The 21,580-nt window shown below is 64.0% G+C and carries 22 protein-coding genes; 9 read left to right on the top strand and 13 right to left on the bottom strand.

All coding sequences use genetic code 11. From position 1 onward, the window contains the following. Positions 1–65: 65 nt before the first annotated feature. Positions 66–548, bottom strand: coding sequence for a nuclear transport factor 2 family protein (locus AC07R0_RS15805; RefSeq protein ID WP_495105561.1), 483 nt, complete (start codon positions 546–548; stop codon positions 66–68). Between the two features lie 128 nt (positions 549–676). Here AC07R0_RS15805 and AC07R0_RS15800 point away from each other — a divergent pair, with 128 nt between their 5' ends. Both AC07R0_RS15800 and AC07R0_RS15795 read left to right on the top strand, forming a co-directional pair. After that, positions 677–1,576, top strand: coding sequence for a LysR family transcriptional regulator (locus tag AC07R0_RS15800; RefSeq protein WP_495105560.1), 900 nt, complete (start codon positions 677–679; stop codon positions 1,574–1,576). A 161-nt stretch (positions 1,577–1,737) separates the two neighbouring features. After that, positions 1,738–2,175: an EamA family transporter gene (locus AC07R0_RS15795; protein WP_495105559.1), complete on the top strand. Its 438-nt coding sequence runs from the start codon at positions 1,738–1,740 to the stop codon at positions 2,173–2,175. A 121-nt stretch (positions 2,176–2,296) separates the two neighbouring features. Here AC07R0_RS15795 and AC07R0_RS15790 read toward each other — a convergent pair whose 3' ends face one another. Continuing rightward, positions 2,297–2,839, bottom strand: coding sequence for an NUDIX domain-containing protein (locus tag AC07R0_RS15790; protein WP_495105558.1), 543 nt, complete (start codon positions 2,837–2,839; stop codon positions 2,297–2,299). Between the two features lie 156 nt (positions 2,840–2,995). On the opposite strand from AC07R0_RS15790, the gene AC07R0_RS15785 reads away from it, so the two are divergent. After that, positions 2,996–3,274, top strand: a complete 279-nt coding sequence (locus tag AC07R0_RS15785) for a hypothetical protein (RefSeq protein ID WP_495105557.1) — start codon at positions 2,996–2,998, stop codon at positions 3,272–3,274. 276 nt (positions 3,275–3,550) lie between these two features. Beyond that, positions 3,551–3,859, top strand: coding sequence for a BON domain-containing protein (locus tag AC07R0_RS15780; RefSeq protein WP_495105556.1), 309 nt, complete (start codon positions 3,551–3,553; stop codon positions 3,857–3,859). A 94-nt stretch (positions 3,860–3,953) separates the two neighbouring features. Here the strand turns inward: AC07R0_RS15780 and AC07R0_RS15775 are convergent, their stop codons facing one another. The 5 genes from AC07R0_RS15775 to AC07R0_RS15755 form a co-directional block, all read right to left on the bottom strand. Continuing rightward, positions 3,954–5,453, bottom strand: a complete 1,500-nt coding sequence (locus AC07R0_RS15775) for a protein adenylyltransferase SelO (RefSeq protein ID WP_495105555.1) — start codon at positions 5,451–5,453, stop codon at positions 3,954–3,956. Positions 5,454–5,541: 88 nt separating this feature from the next. After that, positions 5,542–6,573, bottom strand: a complete 1,032-nt coding sequence (locus tag AC07R0_RS15770; RefSeq protein WP_495105554.1) for a GGDEF domain-containing protein — start codon at positions 6,571–6,573, stop codon at positions 5,542–5,544. A gap of 164 nt (positions 6,574–6,737) precedes the next feature. Beyond that, positions 6,738–7,745, bottom strand: coding sequence for a lipopolysaccharide heptosyltransferase II (waaF, locus tag AC07R0_RS15765; RefSeq protein WP_495105553.1), 1,008 nt, complete (start codon positions 7,743–7,745; stop codon positions 6,738–6,740). Continuing rightward, entirely contained in the window at positions 7,735–7,941 is a 207-nt protein-coding gene (locus tag AC07R0_RS15760) for a zinc-finger domain-containing protein (protein WP_116607525.1), read from the bottom strand. Before AC07R0_RS15760 ends, waaF begins: the two co-directional genes overlap by 11 nt. Further along, positions 7,938–8,882 (bottom strand): branched-chain amino acid transaminase, encoded by a 945-nt coding sequence (locus AC07R0_RS15755; protein WP_495099776.1) that lies wholly within the window; start codon positions 8,880–8,882, stop codon positions 7,938–7,940. The genes AC07R0_RS15760 and AC07R0_RS15755 overlap by 4 nt, the downstream gene beginning before the upstream one ends. A 180-nt stretch (positions 8,883–9,062) precedes the next feature. On the opposite strand from AC07R0_RS15755, the gene AC07R0_RS15750 reads away from it, so the two are divergent. Next, the gene (locus tag AC07R0_RS15750) at positions 9,063–10,307 is read left to right on the top strand and encodes an MFS transporter (protein WP_495105552.1); all 1,245 of its coding nucleotides are present in this window, start codon (positions 9,063–9,065) and stop codon (positions 10,305–10,307) included. Here the strand turns inward: AC07R0_RS15750 and AC07R0_RS15745 are convergent. Continuing rightward, positions 10,304–11,074: a metallophosphoesterase family protein gene (locus AC07R0_RS15745; RefSeq protein ID WP_495105551.1), complete on the bottom strand. Its 771-nt coding sequence runs from the start codon at positions 11,072–11,074 to the stop codon at positions 10,304–10,306. The two genes, AC07R0_RS15750 and AC07R0_RS15745, sit on opposite strands and share 4 nt — an antisense overlap. Further along, positions 11,074–12,444 carry a DNA repair protein RadA gene (gene radA / locus AC07R0_RS15740; protein WP_495099773.1) on the bottom strand — a complete coding sequence of 457 codons (1,371 nt, stop codon included), beginning with the start codon at positions 12,442–12,444 and terminating at the stop codon, positions 11,074–11,076. Before radA ends, AC07R0_RS15745 begins: the two co-directional genes overlap by 1 nt. Before the next feature lie 221 nt (positions 12,445–12,665). Between radA and AC07R0_RS15735 the strand changes: the two genes are divergently transcribed. Then, a complete protein-coding gene (locus tag AC07R0_RS15735; RefSeq protein ID WP_495105550.1) occupies positions 12,666–14,831 on the top strand; it encodes an EAL domain-containing protein in 2,166 nt (721 codons plus the stop codon). Positions 14,832–14,867: 36 nt separating this feature from the next. Beyond that, the gene (locus AC07R0_RS15730; protein WP_495105549.1) at positions 14,868–16,811 is read left to right on the top strand and encodes a GGDEF domain-containing protein; all 1,944 of its coding nucleotides are present in this window, start codon (positions 14,868–14,870) and stop codon (positions 16,809–16,811) included. Here the strand turns inward: AC07R0_RS15730 and AC07R0_RS15725 are convergent. The 3 genes from AC07R0_RS15725 to AC07R0_RS15715 form a co-directional block, all read right to left on the bottom strand. Continuing rightward, positions 16,803–17,972 (bottom strand): MFS transporter, encoded by a 1,170-nt coding sequence (locus tag AC07R0_RS15725; RefSeq protein WP_495105548.1) that lies wholly within the window; start codon positions 17,970–17,972, stop codon positions 16,803–16,805. The genes AC07R0_RS15730 and AC07R0_RS15725 overlap by 9 nt on opposite strands. A 58-nt stretch (positions 17,973–18,030) precedes the next feature. Continuing rightward, entirely contained in the window at positions 18,031–18,624 is a 594-nt protein-coding gene (locus AC07R0_RS15720; protein ID WP_495105547.1) for a helix-turn-helix domain-containing protein, read from the bottom strand. Positions 18,625–18,685: 61 nt separating this feature from the next. Then, positions 18,686–19,363 (bottom strand): DUF3313 domain-containing protein, encoded by a 678-nt coding sequence (locus tag AC07R0_RS15715; protein ID WP_495105546.1) that lies wholly within the window; start codon positions 19,361–19,363, stop codon positions 18,686–18,688. Between the two features lie 84 nt (positions 19,364–19,447). Between AC07R0_RS15715 and AC07R0_RS15710 the strand changes: the two genes are divergently transcribed. Both AC07R0_RS15710 and AC07R0_RS15705 read left to right on the top strand, forming a co-directional pair. Beyond that, positions 19,448–19,933, top strand: a complete 486-nt coding sequence (locus tag AC07R0_RS15710) for a hypothetical protein (RefSeq protein ID WP_495105545.1) — start codon at positions 19,448–19,450, stop codon at positions 19,931–19,933. Then, on the top strand, positions 19,930–20,883 hold the full coding sequence (locus tag AC07R0_RS15705) for a DUF2145 domain-containing protein (protein ID WP_495105544.1): 954 nt from the start codon (positions 19,930–19,932) through the stop codon (positions 20,881–20,883). Before AC07R0_RS15710 ends, AC07R0_RS15705 begins: the two co-directional genes overlap by 4 nt. 14 nt (positions 20,884–20,897) lie before the next feature. Here AC07R0_RS15705 and AC07R0_RS15700 read toward each other — a convergent pair whose 3' ends face one another. Further along, positions 20,898–21,569 carry a TetR/AcrR family transcriptional regulator gene (locus AC07R0_RS15700; protein ID WP_495105543.1) on the bottom strand — a complete coding sequence of 224 codons (672 nt, stop codon included), beginning with the start codon at positions 21,567–21,569 and terminating at the stop codon, positions 20,898–20,900. Between the last annotated feature and the right edge of the window lie 11 nt (positions 21,570–21,580).

The raw sequence follows: 21,580 nt of genomic DNA, 5'->3' as shown, positions 1-21,580 counted from the left end.
CCCGCCCAGCGGCAGTGTCTGCGGCGGCCATTCTGCTGGCGCACCCACCTGAGGTCAACGCCGGGTTATAAACCCAGTGCGCTCAGGCCCGGGTGGTCGTCGGGCCGGCGCCCGCTGGGCCAGTGGAACTTACGCTCGGCCTCGGTGATCGCCAGGTCGTTGATACTGGCGTGGCGCTCGGCCATGAAGCCGTGCGCATCAAACAGCCAGTTCTCGTTGCCATAGGAGCGGAACCACTGGCCCGCCGCGTCATGCCACTCATATGCAAAGCGCACGGCGATGCGGTTGCCATCAAAAGCCCACAGCTCCTTGATCAGCCGGTAGTCCAGCTCGCGCACCCATTTGCGCTGCAAAAACACTTCAATCTCGGCCCGGCCCTGCGGAAACTCCGCGCGGTTGCGCCAGCGGCTGTCCGGCGTATAGGCCAGCGCCACGCGGGCCGGGTCACGGCTGTTCCAGGCGTCTTCGGCCAGGCGCACCTTTTGCGCGGCGGTGTCGGCGTTGAACGGCGGCAGGGGTGGGCGAGGAGCTTCGGGGGCCAGGCTCATGGTGTTTTCCTTCCAGGTGTGTAGACAGTGTCTGCGCGTAACGCAGCGCATGGATGCACTGTATTGATACCAGGTGAAAAATAGAATCACCTCTATTTCCAATACACCATTCCATAAACAGGAAGAATATGGACAGACTCCAGGCCATGCAGATCTTTGTGACCGTGGCCGACGCTCAGGGCTTTGCGGGTGCCGCCCGCCAGCTGCAGCTGTCGCCCCCGGCCGTACCCCGCGCCATCAAGGACCTGGAAAGCCACCTGGGCGTGCGCCTGCTCACCCGCACCACCCGCGTGGTACGGCTCACCGAGGCCGGCGCCCGCCACGCCGAGGACTGCCGCCGCATCCTGGCCGAGCTGGCCGACGCCGACGCCTCGGTGGCTGGCATGCACAGCGCACCGCGTGGCCGCCTCGTCGTCACGGCACCGCTGATGTTCGGCGCGCTGCACGTCACGCCCCTGGTCACCGACTACCTGCAACGCTACCCCGAGGTGCAGGCCCACTGCCTGTTTCTGGACCGGGTGGTGAACCTGCTGGACGAGGGTGTGGACGTGGCCGTGCGCATCGGCGCCCTGCCCGACTCCAGCATGCAAGCCGTGCGCGTTTCGCAGCTGCGCCGCGTTCTCTGCGCATCGCCCGCCTACCTGGCCCAGCATGGCACGCCCAGCACACCGGATGATCTGGCCAGCCACACCGTTACCACTATCCACGGCAGCGGCCCCACCACCGAGTGGCGCTTCTGGCACCAGGGCGCACCACGCTTGGTGAAGCTGCAGCCCCGCATGCTCACCACCACCAACGACAGCGCCATGGCCGCCGCCGTCAGCGGCTTTGGCATCACCCGCCTGCTCTCCTATCAGGTGGCCGAGCATGTGCGCACCGGGCGCCTGCAAATCCTGCTGGCCGACTACGAGCCCCCAGCCCTGCCGGTACACCTGCTGCACCGCGAGGGGCGCTACGCAGCGCAGCGGGTGCGGGCGTTTCTGGACATGGCGGTGGAGCGGCTGCGGGGCGTGGGGGCGCTGGAATAACCGCCAAGTTGTCCGTTCCATGCGGCCCCAAAGATGCAAGCCAAATAGCCTTCTGGCGCACGTAATACCTGCGCAAGCAGCTATTCTTTACATAGCAATCACGCATACCCGGGCGGCGCAGATGCAGAATCGGCACCACCCCGTTTGCGAAAGGCCACCCCATGCTTGACTCCTCCCACGGCTGGTTCTTCTGGGCCGCGCTGTCGGCCTACTTTGCGGCGCTGACGGCGATCTTCGCCAAGGTGGGCATACAGGGCGTGGACTCGGACTTCGCCACGCTGGTGCGCACGGCCATCATCGTCTGCCTGCTGGCGGTGTTTGTAGGCGCCACCGGCAAGTGGATGGACCCGCGCAACCTGTCGCCACGCACCCTGCTGTTCCTGGGCCTGTCGGCCCTGGCCACGGGGGCGTCGTGGGTCTGCTACTTCCGGGCGTTGCAGATGGGCCAGGCCTCGCAGGTGGCGCCGGTGGACAAGTTCAGCCTGGTACTGGTGGCGGTGTTTGCCTTTGCATTCCTGGGCGAGCGCCCCTCGCTGCGCGAATGGGCGGGCATCGGCCTGGTGGCCAGCGGCGTGCTGGTGCTGGCCATCAAGCGCTGAGCCGGGCCGGCGGCCGGGCAGAAAGTGCGGCCGCTATGGAGCGCCGATTTTTCCGCCACCCCAGGCTACAAGCTTTTTAGCACGCCAGCGCAGATAACTCTTGCGCCGGCAGCTACAAAATTCAGAGCAATCCCTTCAAACGCAGCAGGCCAAAGGCAGCGACGGTGGTGGCGTCCTGGATGCTGCCGTCGCACACCATGGCTTGCACGGTGGCGATGTCGAAGGGCCGCGCCACCAGGCCCTGCTCTTCTGCGTCCAGCTCCGTCGCGTGCTGCTCGCAGTCGGTGGCCAGGAACAGGTCGTAAGCCTGGGTGGAATAGCCGTAGCCCAGGAACAGACGGCCGGCGTGCTGCATCTGGCCAGCCACCAGGCCGGTTTCTTCGCGCAGCTCGGCACGCGCCAGGCTCAGCGGGTCTATGGTCTGGCCTTCCCACGAGCCCTGGGGCAGCTCCCAAAAACGCTGGCGCACCGGGTAGCGGTACTGCTCGACCAGGTAGAGCTGGCCGTCACGCAGCGCGGCGATGACGGCGAAGTCCGGCTTCTCGACCACGCCATAGATACCGGTGCTGCCGTCGGCGCGCACGATGCTGTCCTCGCGCACTGCCATCCAGCGGTTGCGGTAAACGATCTGGCTGGCGGTGGTGCAGATTTCGGGTTGCGTCATGCCGCCATTGTGGGCTAGCTGACGCGCAGGATTACAAAACTTTGCAGGCACTGACGTCGGCCAGAGCGCCAGCCGCAGGCGTTGTAGACACATGGAATTCAACACTCCATAACAGTGAAAACCGATAGACCCAAGCACTACTTTCCAGGAGCCACTATGCAAGCCAAGACCCTGATCGCCGCCTTCGCCCTCGCTGCCGCCAGCGCCGCCAGCTTTGCCCAGGCCCCCGCCGCCACACCTGCGGTAGCCCCCGCCACCGCGCCAGTGGTGAAGACCACCGCTGCACCCGCCAAGCCCGTGCACAAGGTCGCAGCCAAGAAAGTGGTGAAGCACCCCATCCACAAGGTGGCCCATGCCCCGGTGAAGGCCGACGGCAAGCTGAGCAAGACAGCCCACCACCCTGCCACCAAGCACAAGATCCTGCACCACGCATAAGCCCCTCTGCGTGACAAGGAAGAAGGAAGAGGAAGCCCGCCGTAACGCTACGGCGGGCTTTTTTTATCTCTGATTTGAAATATGAAGAAATCGGCCTGCAGCGCAGCCTGTACCTACGCATGCAGCTATCAAATACATAGTTTTCGGCATGCCTAGGGCTTCACCCTGGATTGCAGTTGAAATCTAGCGTGCGTGCCCCGCAACACGCCATTGGCGGCGGCTTGGGAAGATCAACCCATCGCACCGATCTTGGTGCACCACCCCAAAGGATTCACCATGACACGCTCTTTCAACCGCATCGCCGCTTCCGCTCTGTTCGCCCTGGCCGCTGGTGCCTTCTTGCCCGCACATGCTGCGGCCAATGACGCTGACCTGGCCAGCTCGGTCCAATCCGCTCTGAGCAGCAGCCTGGGCAGCGACGCCAAGGACCTGACGGTGACCGCACAAAACGGCTCCGTCACCCTGCACGGCTGGACCCAAGGCCCGGTGGAAGAAGCCAAGGCCCGCTTCGTCGCCAGCAAGGTGCCGGGCGTGGCCAACGCCTACAGCGCGGTGCGCACGTTCTCGACCGATAACGACGAGTAATCTCCCACCCGCAGCTCCCAGCGGCTATATGCCGCCCAGCGCTTATGGATCCAACGGCACCTGCTATTGCAAAGATAGCAGGTGCCGTTGGCGTTCAGGTGCCGCAAAAGGTGCGGTAGCCCTGCTGCATGGCGGCCGGGGCAGGCTCGGCGTAGGCAGCAAAATCGGCCTGCACATCAAAGGGGCGCGACAGCACGGCGAGCAGGCGTTCGAACGGGGCATAGTCGCCGCGCTCCACGGCAGCGGCCAGGGCTTCTTCAACCCGGTGGTTGCGCGGGATATAGGCCGGGTTGACCTGGCGCATGGCCTGGGCACGCTGTACGGCCGGCATGGGGTCCTGGCCCTGGCGGGCGTGCCAACGGGAAAGCCAGGTATCCAGGGCGCTGGTGTCGCTGAATCGGGCCCGCAGCGCCTGGGCCGCCGGGCTGCCGGGCGCATCCACCAGGCCGGCCAGCGCACGGAAGGCCTGGGTGTAGTCCACCGCCTGGTCTTGCAGCGTAGCCAGAAAGCCCTGGGCCAGCACCAAGTCGTCTTCTTGCGCGCTGGCCAGGCCCAGCTTGCGGCGCATGCCGTCCAGCCAATGCTGCTGGTAGCGGTCGGGGAACAGGTCCAGCACCTCAGTCACCAGGGCCACGGCCTGGTCACCATCGGCGTGCACCAGGGGCAGCAGGGTTTCCGCCAGGCGGGCCAGGTTCCAGCGGGCGATGGCAGGCTGGTTGCCGTAGGCGTAGCGGCCCTGGTGGTCGATGGAGCTGAACACCGTAGCTGGGTCGTACTGGTCCATGAAGGCACAGGGGCCGTAGTCAATGGTTTCACCAGACAAGGCCATGTTGTCGGTATTCATCACACCATGGACGAAGCCGACCAGCATCCACTGCGCCACCAACTGCGCCTGGCGTTCGCATACAGCCTGGAATAGCGCCAGGTAGGGGTTGGCGGAGCTGGCGACGACCGGGTCGTGCCGGGCGATGACGTAGTCGGCCAGCTTTTTTAGCTGCAGCGCTTCACCCTGCGCGGCGAAAAACTGGAAAGTGCCGACGCGGATATGGCTGGCCGCCACGCGGGCCAGCACGGCGCCGGGGGGGGCGCCATCGCGGCGCACTTTTTCGCCGGTGGTGACGGCCGCCAGCGCGCGCGTAGTGGGAATGGCCAGTGCATGCATGGCCTCGCCCATCAGGTATTCGCGCAGCACCGGGCCCAGCGCGGCCTTGCCGTCGCCGCCGCGTGAAAACGGTGTGCGGCCCGAGCCCTTGAGGGCGATGTCGCGGCGCCGACCGTGCATGTCGATCACCTCGCCCAGCAGCAATGCCCGGCCATCGCCTAATTGGGGAGAAAACCCACCAAACTGGTGACCCGCATAGGCCTGGGCCAGGGGCTGAGCACCGTCGGGCACACGGTTGCCGGCAAAGATGGCCGCACCTTCGGGGGAGTCCAGGGCCTCGGCATCCAGACCCAGCTCGGCCGCCAGGGCGTGGTTGAGTTTGACCATGGCAGGCTGGGGTACCTGGGCCGGTTGCCAGGGTGCGTAGAAGCCGCTCAGTTCGCGGGCATAGCTGTTATCAAAGCGGAAGGAGACGTCGGTCTCAAGGGGCATGGCGCGGCTTTCGGGGTAGCGGGGCAGGGAGAACCCTGTATACCCCTACTTTAGGCTAAAGCAGCCGCGTGTAAAACGAGCTGACTGTTTAGAACAATTCGACGTCGTTATGCGCTATATCAGCAACCTGTAGACGACCACCGGACATCAGCTCTTCATAGAAGCAGACCTGGTTGCGGCCGTGCTGCTTGGCGTAATACAGGGCCTGGTCGGCGTGGCCAAGGATTTCCACCGGTGCACCCTGGCTGGTGCCGGTAAAGCCCACGCTGACGGTAACGCGACCCACCTGGGGGAAATCGTATTCTTCAATGTTCTGGCGGAAGCGCTCAAAGATGCCACGCGCGTGCTCCAGGTCGGCCGAGCGCAACAGCACTACGAATTCCTCGCCACCAAAACGGAAGATGCGGTCGTTGCTACGGAACGAGGAGCGCAACAGGTTGGCCACCAGAATCAGCACCTCGTCGCCGTACACGTGGCCAAAGCGGTCGTTGACCAGCTTGAAGTGGTCAATGTCCACCACGGCCAGCCACTGGGTGTCGCCGTGGGTACGCCGCTCGCCAACCGGCCCAACGGCGGTATTGCGGGCATAGCGTGAGAACTGCTCGTCAAAGGTCTTGCGGTTGAACAGGCCGGTGAGCGCATCACGCTCGCTGTAGTCCAGCAGGCTCTGGTAGTTGCGGTAGACCTCGATGATGCCGTGGATCATGTCGATGGCCTGCGCGCTGTAGGCCGTGTCGTTGGTGATCTCGATGCAGGAGACGATCTTGTTGTCCAGCCGCACTGGCAGCCACAGGATATCGGAACCATCGGCCTCAAGGCGCTGTACGCGGTCGGTCTGCTGGTCTATGCACTTGGCCAGCTCGGGGTAGTCACTGAGCAGGTCGAAATTTTCATCGCTGCTGTTTTCTTCTATCGCAAACACCTGGTCGTGCTCCAGCAGCAGATGCGGCCGCACATAGGTCACATCGTCCTGCGTAAGAAATTCAAGCTTGCGGATGCGGCGTATGCCCATCAGCTGGCGCAGCGCCGAAACCACGGACAGCTCCAGCCGGGAGTGGTCACGGTGGCCGGTGATGTCTACCAGGTGCTGCAGAACGGGTGTGAGATTCTTGGGTGTCATCGCGATCAATGGGGCAAACACTTCTCTGTTGTTTATCCAAGAACCTGGAGCGGCTGCAGGCTCTGGTTCCGATGTGCGGTACCTAGCCGCTGTGGCGGTGGACTGTAACAGCTTCTTTTAAAACTGCCACCACGCGATGTGTATACACTGCCCGCGGCAGTTTCTCATGCTAGCGCATGCAATACCCGTTCCGGCCCCACGTCTACCAGACAGCGTGTGTGTCCCAAGGGGCAATTCCGTTGGAAGCACGGCGCGCAATCCAGCGGTGGCTGGTAGGTCGCATCCTGCTTCAGCCACAGCACGTGGGCATGGTCGTTCAGCGGCGGGGTGTGCAGCGGACTGCTGGAGCCGAACACCGCCACCTGGGGCACGCCAAAAGCCGCCGCCACATGCATCAGGCCGGAATCGTTGCTCACTACACTTTTGCTAGCAGCTATCGCAGACAGCGCCTGCGCCAGTGTGGTTTTTCCTGCAAAGTTCATGGCCCAGCCGGGGCGTACGGCGTTCACCGGACCGGCGATTTCCTCGCACAACGCATGCTCCTTGCCCGAGCCCAACAGCACCACCGGCACGTCCAGCTGCTGGGCCAGGGCCGCAAAGTGCGCAGCCGGCCAGCGCTTGGCAGGACCAAACTCGGCGCCCGGCGCAAACACCACGTAGCCACCGATCTGCAAGCCCAGCGCGACCAGGGCCTGGGCCACCGGCTGGGCATCCAGCTGCAGATGCGGGCGATCCTGCTCCAGCCCGGTTTCGCCGCTCAGGGCCGAGTAGTAAGTCACCATGGGCGGGCGCTCGCCCTTGGGCGGATTTGGTAGGCGCTGGTTCAGCAGCACCAGGCGAGACTCACCTACATAGCCGATGCGGCGCGGAATGCGCGCGAGAAACGGCAGCAACGCGCTCTTCAGCGAATTCGGCAGCACATAGGCGGTATCGAAACGGCCCTTGAGTTGCGCCGCCATTGCGCGGCGCGCCTGCCACTGCAAGCCGCCATGCTGAAAGGGAAAGTCGATGACCTCGGCCACCTGCGGCATGGCGCGGTACACCGGCGCCACCCAGGGCAAAGCCCCCACCGTGAGCCGCTCGCCGCGCGCATGCAGGCGGCGCATCAGCGGCTCGGTCATCACCGCGTCCCCAATCCATTGGGGCGCGATGACCAGGGAGTTAGTGGCCACCGCCGAAGTGTTCGCCGGCTTTCAGCGCATAGACCGTGCCGCAGTACGGGCACTTGGCCGAGCCGGTGTGGGCCACGTCCAGATAGACCTTAGGGTGGCTGTTCCACAGCTTCATGTCGGCCTTGGGGCTGGGGCAGAACACGCCGCCTTGGGCGTTCAGGTCCTTGGCCAGGAGTTCAATATTGGCGTTGCTCATGCGGAAACCTTCGTCAGCCAGTGGGCGTATTTGGGGTTGCGGCCGTTGACGATGTCAAAGAAGGCCGTCTGGATTTTTTCGGTGATCGGGCCACGGCTGCCGCTGCCTAGTTCAATGCGGTCGAGTTCGCGGATGGGCGTGACTTCGGCGGCGGTGCCGGTGAAGAAGGCCTCGTCAGCGATGTAGACCTCGTCGCGGGTGATGCGCTTTTGCACCACTTCCAGGCCCAAGTCCTTGCAGATGTGGAACACGGTGTTGCGGGTGATGCCGTTCAGCGCACCAGCCGACAGGTCGGGGGTGTAGACCACGCCGCCCTTGACCACGAACAGGTTTTCGCCCGCGCCTTCACTGACAAAACCGTTGGCGTCCAGCAGCATGGCTTCGTCGTAGCCATCGTCGGTGGCTTCCATATTGGCCAGGATGGAGTTGGTGTAGTTGCTCACCGCCTTGGCCTGCGTCATGGTGATGTTGACGTGGTGGCGAGTGTAGCTGCTGATCTTCACGCGGATACCGCGCTTCATGCCTTCTTCACCCAGGTAGGCGCCCCAGGGCCAGGCGGCAACCATCAGGTGGATGGTGTTGCCCTTGGGGCTAACGCCCAGCTTCTTGTCACCGATCCAGGTCAACGGACGCAGGTAGCCAGATTCCAGCTTGTTCTCACGGATCACCGCGCATTGCGCTTCGTTCACCTGTTCCTGGGTGAACGGGATCTTCATGCGCAGGATCTTGGCGCTGTTGAAAAGGCGCTCGGTGTGCTCCTGCAACCGGAAGATCGCCGGGCCGTTGACCGTGTTGTAGGCCCGCACGCCTTCGAAAGCACCACAGCCATAGTGCAAGGTGTGCGTCAGCACGTGGATCTTGGCGTCGCGCCACTCGACCATCTGGCCGTCCATCCAGATTTTGCCGTCGCGGTCAGCCATTGAAGGGGGAAGCGGGGACATAGCGGTTCCTCAGAAATGCGTGGGGGAAAGCAGGCGATTTTAGGGCCTGCGCAGGCATACGGCAGGCACAACATGGCTTGCATGCAATTTCCACCCTGCCTCGCCGTCCCCGCAAACCACGGGGTCGGCCATCCCCATTCGGCAGCCCACATAAGGCCTGCGCTACCTAGAATTTGCCGGATGCCCCAGCCCACTGCATCCCTTGCCACCGCGCCCGCCGAGGCGGACTTTCCGCACTGGCAGCGCAATCTCTACGTCTGCCTGTTTGGTTCTTTCACCACCGGTGTGGCGATGACCTTGCTGCTGCCATTTCTGCCGCTGTACCTGGAGCAACTGGGCGTGCAAGGCCATGCGGCGTTGGCCCAGTGGTCGGGCCTGGCCTTTGCCGCCACCTTTCTCAGCGCCGGCCTGGTGGCGCCGTTATGGGGCCGCATGGCCGACCGCTATGGCCGCAAGCTGATGCTGGTACGCGCCAGCCTGGGCATGGCCATCACCATGGCGCTGATCGGCGTGGTCGATACCGCCTGGCAACTGGTCGGCCTGCGCCTACTGGCCGGACTGGTGGGCGGCTACGCGTCCGGCTCCACGGTGCTGGTGGCCACACAGACGCCCAAGGAACGCACCGGCTGGGCGCTGGGCACGCTGTCCTCCGGCTTCATGGCGGGCAATCTGCTGGGCCCCCTGGTGGGCGGCAGCCTGCCGCCGCTGATCGGCATACGTGCCACCTTCTTCCTGGCCGGCGGAGTGATCTTCATTGCCTTTTTGGCGACCTGCTTGCTGGTCCACGAAAAGCGCCCGGTGCGCGCGCCGCGCACAGCAGCTTCCCCGCCGCGCCAGGGCCTGTGGGCGCAGATCCCGGATCGCCGCCCGGTCTACGCCATGCTGCTCACCGGCCTGCTGCTGACGCTGGCGCATATGTCGGTGGAACCCATCATCACCGTATATGTGGCGCAGCTGCTGCCCCCCGGTGGCGCGGTCACCTGGTATGCCGGCCTGGCGATGTCAGCCGGCGCACTGGGAAACATCCTGACCGCGCCCCGCCTGGGCAAACTGGCCGACCGCGTGGGCTACCACCGCGTCATCGTGGGCTGCCTGCTGGTGGCGGCCGCGTTGCTGCTGCCGCAGGCCTTTGTGACGAATGTCTGGCAGCTGCTTGTGCTGCGCTTGCTGATGGGCGCGGCGCTGGCCGGCCTGCTGCCCTGCATTGCCAGCGTGATCCGACGCAGCGTGCCAGCGGCGGTGGCTGGTGGTGTACTGGGTTATTCCACCTCCTCACAGTACGCCGGGCAGGTAGCGGGGCCGCTGCTGGGCGGCCTGGTGGGCGGACACATCGGCATGCGCGCGGTGTTCCTGGCGACCAGCGCTCTGATGCTCCTGGGGGCGGTGGTGGCCCGCCACGCTGGCAAAGCCGTAGCAGCGGCCTAACGCATGGCCCAGCCCGTGCGCAACGCATAAGCCCAGTCGGGCCGGCCTCGGCTGTCGGCCAGATCGGCCTGGGCCCCGTGGTCATAAGGCACAGCGCGCAGATCCACCTGCCAGCCCGCCGCACAACGCTGCACCACGGCATAACGCGCATGCGGCGTGCCGACCTCCACCACATGCGGGTGCGGGTGCACGTCGTCGTAAGCCTGCAGACCTACGCTGCCAGGGTTGACGACCAGCGTATCGCCGACCTGCACCGCACGCGGCACATGCGTGTGGCCGCACAGTACCAGCGAAGCCGGCACACCACCCAAACGGGCCGCCACCTCCAGCTGCGTGGCAGCACGCAGGCCGGTGGCATGGCCTTGGCCGAAACCGGGCTCGGTGGTCTCCAGCCAGTAGTCCAGGTCACTGTGGGGTGTGCCGTGGCATAACAGCACATCCGGCGTCAACGCCAGGCTCGCCGGCAATGTGCGCAGCCAGCGGATGTGCTCGGGCCGTAGCTGGGCGGCGGTATAGCCGTCGGTATCCAATGGGTCCAGCGGCAGACCTTGATCCAGCAGCGCCAGCACCTGGCGCTCGTGGTTGCCACGGATGATGGGTAGGTTCTGCGCCATCAGCAGGTCGGCGGTCTCGGCCGGCTGCAGCGGGCCGCTGAGCAGGTCGCCCAGATACACGGTCTGGTCGACGCCCTGGCGCGCCACATCGGCCAGCACGGCCTGTAACGCCAGCAGATTGCCGTGGATGTCGGAGAGCACGGCCAGTTTCATCAGGTCAGGCTCCGCACCACTTCCATTGCCTGCTCGACCCGCTCCACTGCGTGGATGGTCAGGCCCTCGATGGGTTTCTTCGGCGCATTCGCCTTGGGCACGATGGCCACGCTGAAGCCCAGCTTGGCGGCTTCTTTCAGGCGCTCCTGGCCGCGCGGCGCGGGGCGTACCTCGCCGGCCAGGCCGATCTCGCCGAAAGCAATAAAGCCCTTGGGCAGCGCCTTGCCGCGCAGGCTGGAGGTAATGGCCAGCAGCACGGCCAGGTCGGCGGCAGGTTCGTTGATGCGCACGCCGCCCACGGCGTTGACGAACACATCCTGGTCCATGCAGGCCACGCCGGCGTGGCGGTGCAGCACGGCCAGCAGCATGGCCAGGCGATCTTTGTCCAGGCCCACGCTCAGACGGCGTGGGCTGGGGCCACCGCTGTCCACCAGCGCCTGGATTTCAACCAGCAGCGGGCGCGTGCCTTCCAGCGTCACCATCACACAGCTGCCGGGCACTGGCTCGGCATGCTGGCTGAGGAAGATGGCGCTGGGGTTGCTCACGCCCTTCAGGCCGCTCTCGGTCATGGCGAAGACGCCGATCTCGTTGACCGCACCAAAGCGGTTCTTGATGGCGCGCACCAGGCGGAAGCTGCTGTGCGTGTCGCCCTCGAAGTACAGCACCGTGTCCACCATGTGCTCCAGCACGCGCGGACCGGCGAGAGCGCCCTCTTTGGTCACATGGCCGACCAGCACGATGGCCACGCCGCTGGACTTGGCGGCGCGCGTCAGATGCGCCGCACATTCGCGCACCTGGGCTACCGAACCGGGGGCGGAGGTGAGCTGGTCGGAATAGACAGTCTGGATGGAGTCGATCACCGCAATCGCCGGCTTGTGGGCCTGCAGGGTGTGCAATATTTTCTCCAGCTGGATCTCGGCCAGCACCTGCACCTGGCTGTTGACGATGCCCAGGCGGCGCGAGCGCAGCGCCACCTGGGCTCCGCTCTCTTCGCCGGTGACGTACAGCGTCTTTTGGCCAGCACGTTGCAGCGCGTCCAGCGCCTGCAGCAGCAGGGTGGATTTGCCGATGCCTGGGTCGCCACCGATAAGCACCACGCCGCCTTCGACAATGCCACCGCCCAGCACGCGGTCCAGCTCGTCCAAGCCGGTGGGCGTGCGCGCGAAGTCGGTGGCGTCGATGTCGGCCAGGGTCATCACCTCGGCGGTTTTGGCCAGGGCGGCGAAACGGTTGTTCTTGCTGGCGCCAGCCGGCTCGGCGATGGACTCGATCAGCGTGTTCCAGGCCTGGCAGTGCGGGCACTTGCCCAGCCATTTGGGCGTGGTGCCGCCGCACTCGTTGCAGGTGTAGATGGTTTTTTCTTTGGCCATGCCGGGACTATAGCCGAAGGCTGTTCAAAAACACAGTATCACAGATTTGACAAATTTCACGCAACCCGTTTTGTTAGGACGCAGCAGCTCGCCACATCGTTACCACATGGCATACCATGTATCAATTTGTGTTTGGCGTCAGACACTTCCGCCAGTAACGCAAGTTGCGAATACAAGACGTCATGCACCTCCAACCACCACCATGGCGATCCCTGCTCTCAATGCAGACATCTGCTTCCCTGCTGGGTAGCGTGGTGGCTGCAATATCCGCATTGCCGCGGAAGCTGCGCTCCCGCTTGACGCTCTGGACGGTCGCGGTACGGGACAGTTTTGTAGTGCTGCTGCCACTCACATTTTTCGGGGTTGCCGCAACCCTGCTGGGCAACCTCCCCTTCCCTGCCATACATCGCCTGATAGACCCGGTCCTCGGTCCGGGATGGCAGGCGGCTACCCAAAGCGTGGTCAATGCCACCAGCGGCGTCTTCGGTCTCGCGCTAGCGGTGGTGCTCAGCATGCAGCTGGCACGCCGACTGCCCGTACGCGAAGGGGAGGAAGCACTGCCGCAAACCTGGACGGGCGTTGCCACGCTGATGAACTTCATGCTGTATGTGATGCTCAGCAGCACACCGACTCTTGCCGTGCTGGGGCATGACTCAATGCTACTGGGCATCGTGATCGGACTGGTGACGCCCGAATTGTTGCGCCTACTGGCCGCCCTGCCTGCATTGCGCCGGATATCTCCTGCCTATGACAGCGATCCAACCTTCTACTATGCCGTGCGCATGACGCCACCATTGATGATCGTCAGCCTCACCGTGGTACTGGCGGCTGAGGTGCAAGCAGCCTTGCCGCCCCTGGGAATGCACTGGTTGGCCGTACTGCCTCCGGCGATCAACGCCTGGATGGATGCGGATTGGCTGCTTAACAGCGGCGCAGTGCTATTCAACCAGCTCCTTTGGTTTTTTGGCATCCATGGCGGCAAAGTATTGGACCAGCAGGCGCAGGCACTCTTCGGCGTAGCAGGTTCCGCATACACACCAGCGCTAGCCTGGCGCCCACTTATCGACATATTCGTACATTTGGGCGGATCCGGTGCCACATTGGGCCTCATTCTGGCCCTGCTGGTGTCCCGACGTAAGAGTCCGTTCCAGCGGCTGGGCTTGGTGTCTCTGCTGCCGTCACTCTTCAACATCAACGAACTGCTGATTTTTGGACTGCCGATTGCGCTCAACCCGATATTCCTGCGACCTTTTTTGCTGGCACCACTGGCACTGACCGGACTGGCGCTGACGGCGGTACACACCGGTCTCGTGCAAATGCACAACATCGCCATACCCTGGACAACACCGCCGCTGCTGTCGGGCTACCTGCTCACCGACTCCTGGCGCGGCGCGGCTTTGCAGGCGGTAGGCCTGCTGGTGAGCACGCTGATATATCTGCCCTTCGTGCGCCAAGCCGACGCACGCAGGGTGCGCGACCAGGCGGAAACTTTCGACACAGCCACCCAAGTCATCGTTTCCCAAAGCAGGCAATATTTGCGCTCGGTACAACGCAACGACCAGGTGGGTCTGATTGCCCGGGGCCTATTTCTTACCCTGACGCGCGACCTGGGCACTCCAGCCGTTACGCTGGCATTCCAGCCCAAGCATGATTGCAGCGGCGCGGCGGTCAGCATGGAAGCATTGCTGCGCTGGACACATGGACGCCATGGGCCGATCCGCGCCGATGTAGCCGTGACGCTGGCCGAAGACGGGGGACTCATCCGGCGCCTCGGCGCCTGGGTACTGGAAGAGGCTTGCGCACGAAAAGCGCATTGGAATACGGTCGGCCTGTCGCACATCACGATGGCAATCAATGTTTCGCCGTTCCAGCTCAACGACCCCCAGCTACCGGAGTTGATCGCCCACTGCCTAAAGCGGTACCGGTTGGCCCCGAACGAAATTGAGCTAGAGATCACCGAGAGCCAATCCATCCCGGTTCACAAGGTAGTGGACCAGAACCTGGCTCAGATCGTCTCCACCGGCGTTTCTCTCGCCATGGACGACTTCGGCATGGGCTATTCATCGCTACTGCACATGCGGCGCTTCCACATCCATGCCATCAAGATCGATGGATCGCTGACCCGCGATGTGCTGACCAATCCCACAAGCTGCGACATCATTCGCTCAATTGGCGCGCTGGGGCGTTCGCGGCAGGTCGAAGTGGTGGCAGAGTTCGTGGAAACCATGGAACAGCGCGATGTGTTGGAGACATTGGGTTGCAACGTTTTCCAAGGCTATCTGTACAGCCCGCCGCTGCCTGCCGCGGCCTGCGTCGAATACCTGCTGGCGCACAGCACCCATCGCAACAACGCCGCACGGCCGGCAACACCGCCCCTCATAGTTTGAAATGACCCACAAACTGCTTAGACAGGAAATCGATAGATGACACAACAAGACCCTGGTTTCGTATCCCGTCGGGGCTCGCTCGCCTCGCGTGCCCTCCGGCTGGCTTTATTGCGTATCGGCCTGGTCTCACTCTGCGCTGGCGCGATTTCCTATTTTGTCAACCTGTCCTCGATTGAGCAGTCTGTTACCAGACAGCTGTTTTTGTCCACCGAGCAAACATTGCAAAGAGAGTCATTGCCGTTTCAAGAAATCCAGAATTTGCAACAAAATTTTCTGGATGAATTCAAGCTTATCCGTGACCGGCCGGGCATGAATGCCACTTTGGCGCGTGACTTCGACCAAATTTTCTACCGCCATGAGGACGGCTCCTATACGCAGCGTCCGATGCTGTTCGAAGGTCAAGCGCTTGCCGATGGTCGCCGCTTCGCCGGCATGTCGGCAACCTATGCACCCGACACACCGCCCAACGACGACACCAAAGCACGGTTTACGCTGTCATACATGCTGTCTCACAAATACGGCTCCAGCACCAAGGGCCGGCTGTTCAATTTTTACGGCGTGGTGCCTGAAAAAGGCTTTCCCATCTACCAGGACGCTGACATCTCCAAGGTGTTTACCTACTCAGGCCCGGATGCTCTCAAGCTTGAAACCTTTGAGTTCTACGAGCGTGGCTTTGGTTCACCGAGCAACAGCACATTGTTTACCCGCATTTACTGGGACCCCTCCAACAATGCCTGGATGACCACCATCGCCACGCCCGACGTAGCCGATGCTTCCGGCAAGCACCACATCCTGGCCTGCGTCGATGTGCTGTTGGACGAACTCATGAAACGCACTGCCAAGCCCGTCATGCAGGGCGCCTACAGCACCATCCTGATGGCAGATCGCGAAGGCACACTGCTCTACCACCCCAGCGTCATGGAGCAAGTCAAAAGCAGCGAGGGCAAAGCGTCCATCCAGTCGCTCAAAATGGCCCACGACTACCCGCTGTTGAGCGCCATTCCATCGTTGCTCCCTGGCAAGGCAACGATCGTGCAAGAGCATGACGACATCATTGCGATGGGCATCATCCCAGGAACGCCCTGGGTGCTCGCCGTCCACTATCCAAGGGCGCTGATGAGCGCGGCCATTCTTGACAACCTGGTCATCGTGATCGCCCTCGGACTGCTCACACTGCTGGTTGAAATTTTTGTCCTTCGCTCCATTTTGCAAAAGCAGGTAGCTATTCCACTGTCTCGCCTGATGCATGCAACGCGACGGGTCGGTGTATCCAAAGAGCGCTTGGACCGGGACGTCCTGCCGATCCAGTTCAACGACGAGATCGGCGAACTAGCCAGGGACTTTGCAAGCATGGCAGAACGCATCCAGGACGCGCATGAACAGCTGGAAATCAAGGTGCAGGACCGCACCGCCGCGCTGGAGGAAGCCAATCGCAAGTTGATCGCACTGAGTTCCACCGATGGCCTGACCGGTATCGCCAACCGCCGCCATTTCGATGAAGCTTTGGACAGCGAATGGCGGCGAGCCCAGCGTTCGGGGGCACTTTTGTCGCTGGCGATGATCGATGTGGACTGGTTCAAAAAATACAACGACCACTACGGACACCAGACAGGTGACGATTGCCTGCGCAGCGTTGCCCAAATACTGGAAGCCCACGCCCTGCGGGCGGGCGATATGGTGGCCCGCTACGGAGGGGAAGAGTTTGTGCTGATCGCCACCACAGTCCATCCTGACAAAGCACTGCAGCATGCCCAAGCCCTATGCCACGCGCTTGAGAAAATGGCGCTGCCACATGCTGAATCGCCCTTCGGCTACGTTACGGCGAGCATCGGCGTGGCAGTCATGGCCCCTGCGGAGGGGCTGTCACCAGAAGACTTGTTGAAGCAAGCCGACCAGGCTCTCTACCGAGCCAAAGCCCAGGGTCGCAATAGGGCTGTGCTGGCAGATATGTCGCCACCATCGTCCCCGGCTTCAGATTGAAATCGACCGTTGGTAGCGGTGCACACCTACTGTGGCCAAACACAATCCCAGCAGCGCAAACACCAGCACCGGCAACACCAGGCCCACGCCGCCTAAATTGGCAATGGCGTAGGCAAACACCGGCGGGCCCAGGGTAGAGCCCAGGTTGCCCATCTGGGCCACAGCGCCGGTGGCGCGGGCCTGCACCGCTGGCACCTGGCTCAGGCTCGGAATCAGCGCGAACGAGGCCCCACCCGCCAGGCCCACCACGTACACCAGCAGCAGGGCCATCGGCGCGATGGGCCAGGCCATGCCCAGGCAGCCACCCAGGGCCAACCCGGCCAAGGCCACACCGGCAAACGCGGCACGCACCAACCAGGCCGGCGCCAGCACCGACTGCGCCAGCCAGCCCGCCGAAAACGTGCCGGCAATGCTCACCAAGGGCAGCACTACGGCCAACCAAGACCGGTCCGCCCCGGCCTGCTGCGGAATGAAAGTCAACAGAGCCAGTGCAGTAACGGTGTAGAAAAAGAAACAGCAGCCCGGCAACGCCGTAGCCCACTGGCTGTAAATGCGCGCGTGCAGCTGCGGCAAGTCGGCCAGGCGTGGCCAGGGCTGTGCCGGGCCGTCCGGCGGCAGCATGCACAGCACGGCGACAAACATCACGGCCATACCGATGGCATGGGTCAGCAGCAACCCGCTGAGCTGGAACTGCGCCAGCACCCAGCCACCGCCGGCCGCCGTCAGCGCAAACGCCACGCCCACAAAAGTGCTCCACAGCCCCATGGCAATGGCGCGGTGCCGGGGCGCGCTGTGCTGCATGATCAGCGTGGGCGCGGCCACCACCACCGCCAGCTGCGACACGCCTTCCAACAGCCGCGTCAACCACAGCAGGGCAAACGGCGGCGCCAGGGATTGCAGGCCGGCCAGGGCCGCACCCAGACCCATGCCCAGCAGCAGCAGGCGCCGGTAGCCCAGGGCCGGCGCCTGCAGGCCCACGGTGACACCAAACACCAGGCCGACCATGCCCACGGTGGACAAGATCCAGCCCATGGCCGCCGGCGTGGCGCCGTAGGCCGCCTGCAGGGCCTGGAAGGCAAACGAGACCTTGGAAAACTGCATGGCCGCCAACACGCCACACAGCCAGAGGGTGATGACGCGGGGCCAGGGGGTGGAAAGCATGGGGGGATTCAACATCGCCCGATGTTGGCGGCGCCCGCCCGGGGCGTCAACGCATAAGTTATGCGTGGCAAGTCAGCGTGGTGCACAGCCGCGCAGGCACGCCGTTGGCCAGCCACACCCGCTCCCACAGCATGGTGCTGGGGCGTATCTGCAGGCCCTCGGTACGGGCCGTGCGCACCTGCACGGTGACGGGCGCGGGTGCCTCCTGCTCCCACCAGCCGCTGGCGGCCAGGCTGGCCTCGGCGGCAGCGATGTCATCGGTGGCAAAGCGCCACAGCGAGGTGTGCAGCAAGCTATGCGCTGAGACGCCCCAGATCTGCTGGCGCGGCAAGGACGCGGCCAGCAGCCGGTGGTCCACATCGGTAACCAGATGCGCGGGCTGGCTGCAGTGCTGCACCAGGCGCTGCAAGGCGGCGTCCTGCGTGGGCAGGCTGGCCAGCAGCTGCAACACGGCCCGCATGGCCCGCGCGGACGGCTGCAGCGTGCCAGCCTCCCAGCGCGATACCGTGGCCTGGTTCACGCCGGCCAGCCGGGCCACGGCGTCCTGCTTCAGGGCCTTGCTGCGGCGCAGGCGCCTGAGCCGTTGGCCGAAGGATGGCAGACCAGCCGCGTCTGCGTGGCTGGCCAGAAGGGAGAAAGCGCAATCCGTCATGCCCGACATACTATCGAAATAGTAGCTGCCTGCGCACGGTCTACCTGCGCCAGAGGCCTTTTTATTGCAAATCGCGCAGCAGTTGCTCGGCGCCTATCTCGATGCCGGTCTTGGCCGCGCTAAGGGCGCCTACCGTGGCGGCCACATTCATGGCGTTGGGGTGCTGCTTGGCCACAAAAGCCTGGACCAGGCGGTTGCTCATGGCGTCGTAAATTTCTACGGAATAGCTGACCGAGCCCATGAAGATGCCCTCTTTGCCGCGTGCGGACTGCACGGCGTTATAGGGCAGGCCAAACAGATCAAAGCGGGTGAAGGTGGACACCACGGGAGTGTTCGTCGTGGCGCCGGTCAGCGTCAGCTTCAAGCGCAAAGCGCCCGGCGCCGCCGTGCGGCTGAGGCTGAAGCGCTTGGCCAGCTGCTTGTTGAACTCGGTCGACATGTACTGGGCAAGTTCGCGCCTGTCGGCCTGGGGCAGGTCGCCGAACTGGTTGTCGGTGCCGTCATAGACCGACACCGGCTCTACCAGTACCGCCTTGTAGTCATTCCAGTTGACGGCGGAGCGGTAGACATACGGCCTTTGCTCGGCGTCATCTTGCGCATTGGGCTGCATCTGCGGGGCAGAGGCCAGGCCGGTGTAGGCCGGCGTCCGGGTAACGGCACAGCCCGTGGTCAGCAGAACGCCGACCAGAACAAGGGCCGGGGTGGCCAGGGATGAAGCCAGAGTGCGTGGTGCTTGCATAGTGATTCCTTGGTTAATGAACGATCGATCGGTATCAATGGTACATTACTAACGACCAATCGTTCACTAACCAAGGAACATGCTATGAAAATCCATCAACAGCCCGCCCCGCTCCCGCTGACCGGCGCCATCCTGGCACTGGGTATAGGCCTGGGCTGGGGCCTGGCCGGCACGGTCTATGCGGAAAGCTTTACCTCCTCCGCGTCCAGCGCGGCATCCACCTCTAGCGCCAGCATCTCGAACTCGCTGGACGGCTCCAGCGATAGCTCGTCGCACAAGGAGAAAACCGCCGCTGGCGACTACCGCATCACCGAGGTGGCACAGGCCCCAGACGGCGACGGCCTGCTGCGGATAAAGATGCGCACCGACACATCGGAACAGACACTGGCACTGAACCTGCCAGAGGCCATCTTCCAGGCGCAGGCGCTGCAGGTCGGCGATGTGGTGCGCGTGGAACGCCCAGCCTATGGCTTTGCGTTCGCCCGCGCCGACGCGCACGAGCCGTTCTACCTGGTGCTGGCCGACGACTGGCACGGCGAGCTGGCTGCGCGCCCCGTGACGCAGCTGTGACGCCATCCGCTTGGGCGGCCATTGCACTGGCCGCCGCTGCAGGGCTGTGGATGCCCGCTGCACAGGCGGCCTCCGGCGCTTCCACGGCATCGCGGTTCTGCGACCGCACCGCCGCGCTCACCGCCGCAGAGCAGGACCGGCTGCTGCGCTTCAGCGCCGTGGTGCGCGATGCGCTGTCTAACCTGGGTGTGGGCAGTGGTGGCAGCGGCATGGGCGACGATGCTGGCGCCGTGCTGATCAGCCGCTCGGGGCTGGACCTGTCGCAATTCCAGATCCGCTATTCGCATGCCGCGGTGGCCTGGAAGGGCCAGGGCGGTAGCTGGACAGTGCGGCAGCTCTACTACGCCTGCGACGAAAGCCGCCCCCGTATCTACGACCAGGGTCTGGCCGGCTTTGTGGTGGGCACGGACAACCCGGCGCGCGGCTATATCTCGATGGTGACGCTACCGCCGGCGGCCGCCGCCCAGCTCAAACAGGCCGCGCTGGACGACGGCCGGGCGCTGAGCCTGCTGGCCAGCCACTACAGCGCCAGCGCCTATGCCTACGGGCTGCGCTACCAGAACTGCAACCAGTGGCTGGTGGAGCTGCTGGCCGCCGCTTGGGGCGATCTGCCCCAGGGCGACAAGCTGCGCGGCCGCGCCCAGCGTTGGCTGGCCGAGGCGCATTACGCGCCGGAACCGGTACGCGTCACACACTGGCAAATGTTTGCAGCCAACTTCATACCCCTGCTGCATGTGGACGACCACCCGGCAGACGACCGCTACGCGCTGGCGCTGCAGATCAGCCTGCCCGCATCGGTGGAGAACTTTGTGCACCAACGCCTGCCAGACAGCCAGCGCGTGGAGATTTGCCACGACGGCCAGAACGCCGTGGTGCACCGCGGCTGGACAGCCGCCGCGCCAGACTGCGTGGCCATGCCAGGCGACCGCATCGTGCCGCTACGGCCATAGCGGCCCATGCAGGACTAGCTGGCGGCCACCGGCGGCAGCATCATGTGCAGCAGCTTGCGCAGGGTTTCCTTGGCCTTGTGCGACTCGCTCTCGGCAATCTGCCCGCCGAACACCATCTGCATGATGGCGGCATACAGCACCGGCGCCATGGCGAAGCCGAAGTAGTCGCTCAGCGGCGTCTTGCGCAGCTGGCCTGCGGCCACATACGCGTCAATATGCTGCTGCTGCTCGACCTTGGTAGGAACGATAGTCTGCTCGTACCAGCGGTTGGCCAGGGCCGGAATGCGGTGGCTCTCGGCAATCAGCAGGCGCATGATGGCCATGGACTGCGGCGTCAGCCCGCTGAACAACTCGTCCACATAGGTGTCTATCAAGGCCTGCATGTCCTGGCCCGGCTGCATGGGCTTCCAGATACTGTTGGTGGGCACCAGCAGGACCTTGAGCAGGGATTCGAAGATTTCGTCCTTATTGGCAAAGTGCACGTACAGATTGGCCTTGGACGTGCCGGCGCGTGCAGCAATCTTGGAAATGCTGGCCGCCGTGAAGCCCAGCGCACCGAACTCGATCAACGCCGCATCCAGTATCTGCTGGCGGCGCACCTCGGGCATCAGGCGTACACGCTTGGCCTTGGTGGGCAGGTCTGCCGCGGCGGTGGGCGGCAGATCGGGGGCTTGTCTCTGGGTCATCCGTTCTGGTT

The organism is Rhodoferax sp. GW821-FHT07F03, assembly GCF_059418745.1.
Note: the sequence above shows the minus strand (reverse complement) of the source record. Positions and strands in the feature narration are given on the sequence as shown.

Excerpts from the sequence above, each read along its gene's own strand:
- AC07R0_RS15720 (WP_495105547.1), bottom strand. The coding sequence starts at position 18,624 with ATGACGGATTGCGCTTTCTCCCTTCTGGCCAGCCACGCAGACGCGGCT.
- AC07R0_RS15700 (WP_495105543.1), bottom strand. The coding sequence starts at position 21,569 with ATGACCCAGAGACAAGCCCCCGATCTGCCGCCCACCGCCGCGGCAGAC.
- AC07R0_RS15750 (WP_495105552.1), top strand. The coding sequence starts at position 9,063 with ATGCCCCAGCCCACTGCATCCCTTGCCACCGCGCCCGCCGAGGCGGAC.
- AC07R0_RS15755 (WP_495099776.1), bottom strand. The coding sequence starts at position 8,882 with ATGTCCCCGCTTCCCCCTTCAATGGCTGACCGCGACGGCAAAATCTGG.
- AC07R0_RS15710 (WP_495105545.1), top strand. The coding sequence starts at position 19,448 with ATGAAAATCCATCAACAGCCCGCCCCGCTCCCGCTGACCGGCGCCATC.
- AC07R0_RS15770 (WP_495105554.1), bottom strand. The coding sequence starts at position 6,573 with ATGACACCCAAGAATCTCACACCCGTTCTGCAGCACCTGGTAGACATC.
- AC07R0_RS15760 (WP_116607525.1), bottom strand. The coding sequence starts at position 7,941 with ATGAGCAACGCCAATATTGAACTCCTGGCCAAGGACCTGAACGCCCAA.
- AC07R0_RS15735 (WP_495105550.1), top strand. The coding sequence starts at position 12,666 with ATGCAGACATCTGCTTCCCTGCTGGGTAGCGTGGTGGCTGCAATATCC.
- AC07R0_RS15790 (WP_495105558.1), bottom strand. The coding sequence starts at position 2,839 with ATGACGCAACCCGAAATCTGCACCACCGCCAGCCAGATCGTTTACCGC.
- radA (WP_495099773.1), bottom strand. The coding sequence starts at position 12,444 with ATGGCCAAAGAAAAAACCATCTACACCTGCAACGAGTGCGGCGGCACC.
- AC07R0_RS15725 (WP_495105548.1), bottom strand. The coding sequence starts at position 17,972 with ATGCTTTCCACCCCCTGGCCCCGCGTCATCACCCTCTGGCTGTGTGGC.
- AC07R0_RS15785 (WP_495105557.1), top strand. The coding sequence starts at position 2,996 with ATGCAAGCCAAGACCCTGATCGCCGCCTTCGCCCTCGCTGCCGCCAGC.
- AC07R0_RS15795 (WP_495105559.1), top strand. The coding sequence starts at position 1,738 with ATGCTTGACTCCTCCCACGGCTGGTTCTTCTGGGCCGCGCTGTCGGCC.
- AC07R0_RS15730 (WP_495105549.1), top strand. The coding sequence starts at position 14,868 with ATGACACAACAAGACCCTGGTTTCGTATCCCGTCGGGGCTCGCTCGCC.
- AC07R0_RS15745 (WP_495105551.1), bottom strand. The coding sequence starts at position 11,074 with ATGAAACTGGCCGTGCTCTCCGACATCCACGGCAATCTGCTGGCGTTA.
- AC07R0_RS15805 (WP_495105561.1), bottom strand. The coding sequence starts at position 548 with ATGAGCCTGGCCCCCGAAGCTCCTCGCCCACCCCTGCCGCCGTTCAAC.
- AC07R0_RS15780 (WP_495105556.1), top strand. The coding sequence starts at position 3,551 with ATGACACGCTCTTTCAACCGCATCGCCGCTTCCGCTCTGTTCGCCCTG.
- AC07R0_RS15800 (WP_495105560.1), top strand. The coding sequence starts at position 677 with ATGGACAGACTCCAGGCCATGCAGATCTTTGTGACCGTGGCCGACGCT.
- AC07R0_RS15715 (WP_495105546.1), bottom strand. The coding sequence starts at position 19,363 with ATGCAAGCACCACGCACTCTGGCTTCATCCCTGGCCACCCCGGCCCTT.
- AC07R0_RS15775 (WP_495105555.1), bottom strand. The coding sequence starts at position 5,453 with ATGCCCCTTGAGACCGACGTCTCCTTCCGCTTTGATAACAGCTATGCC.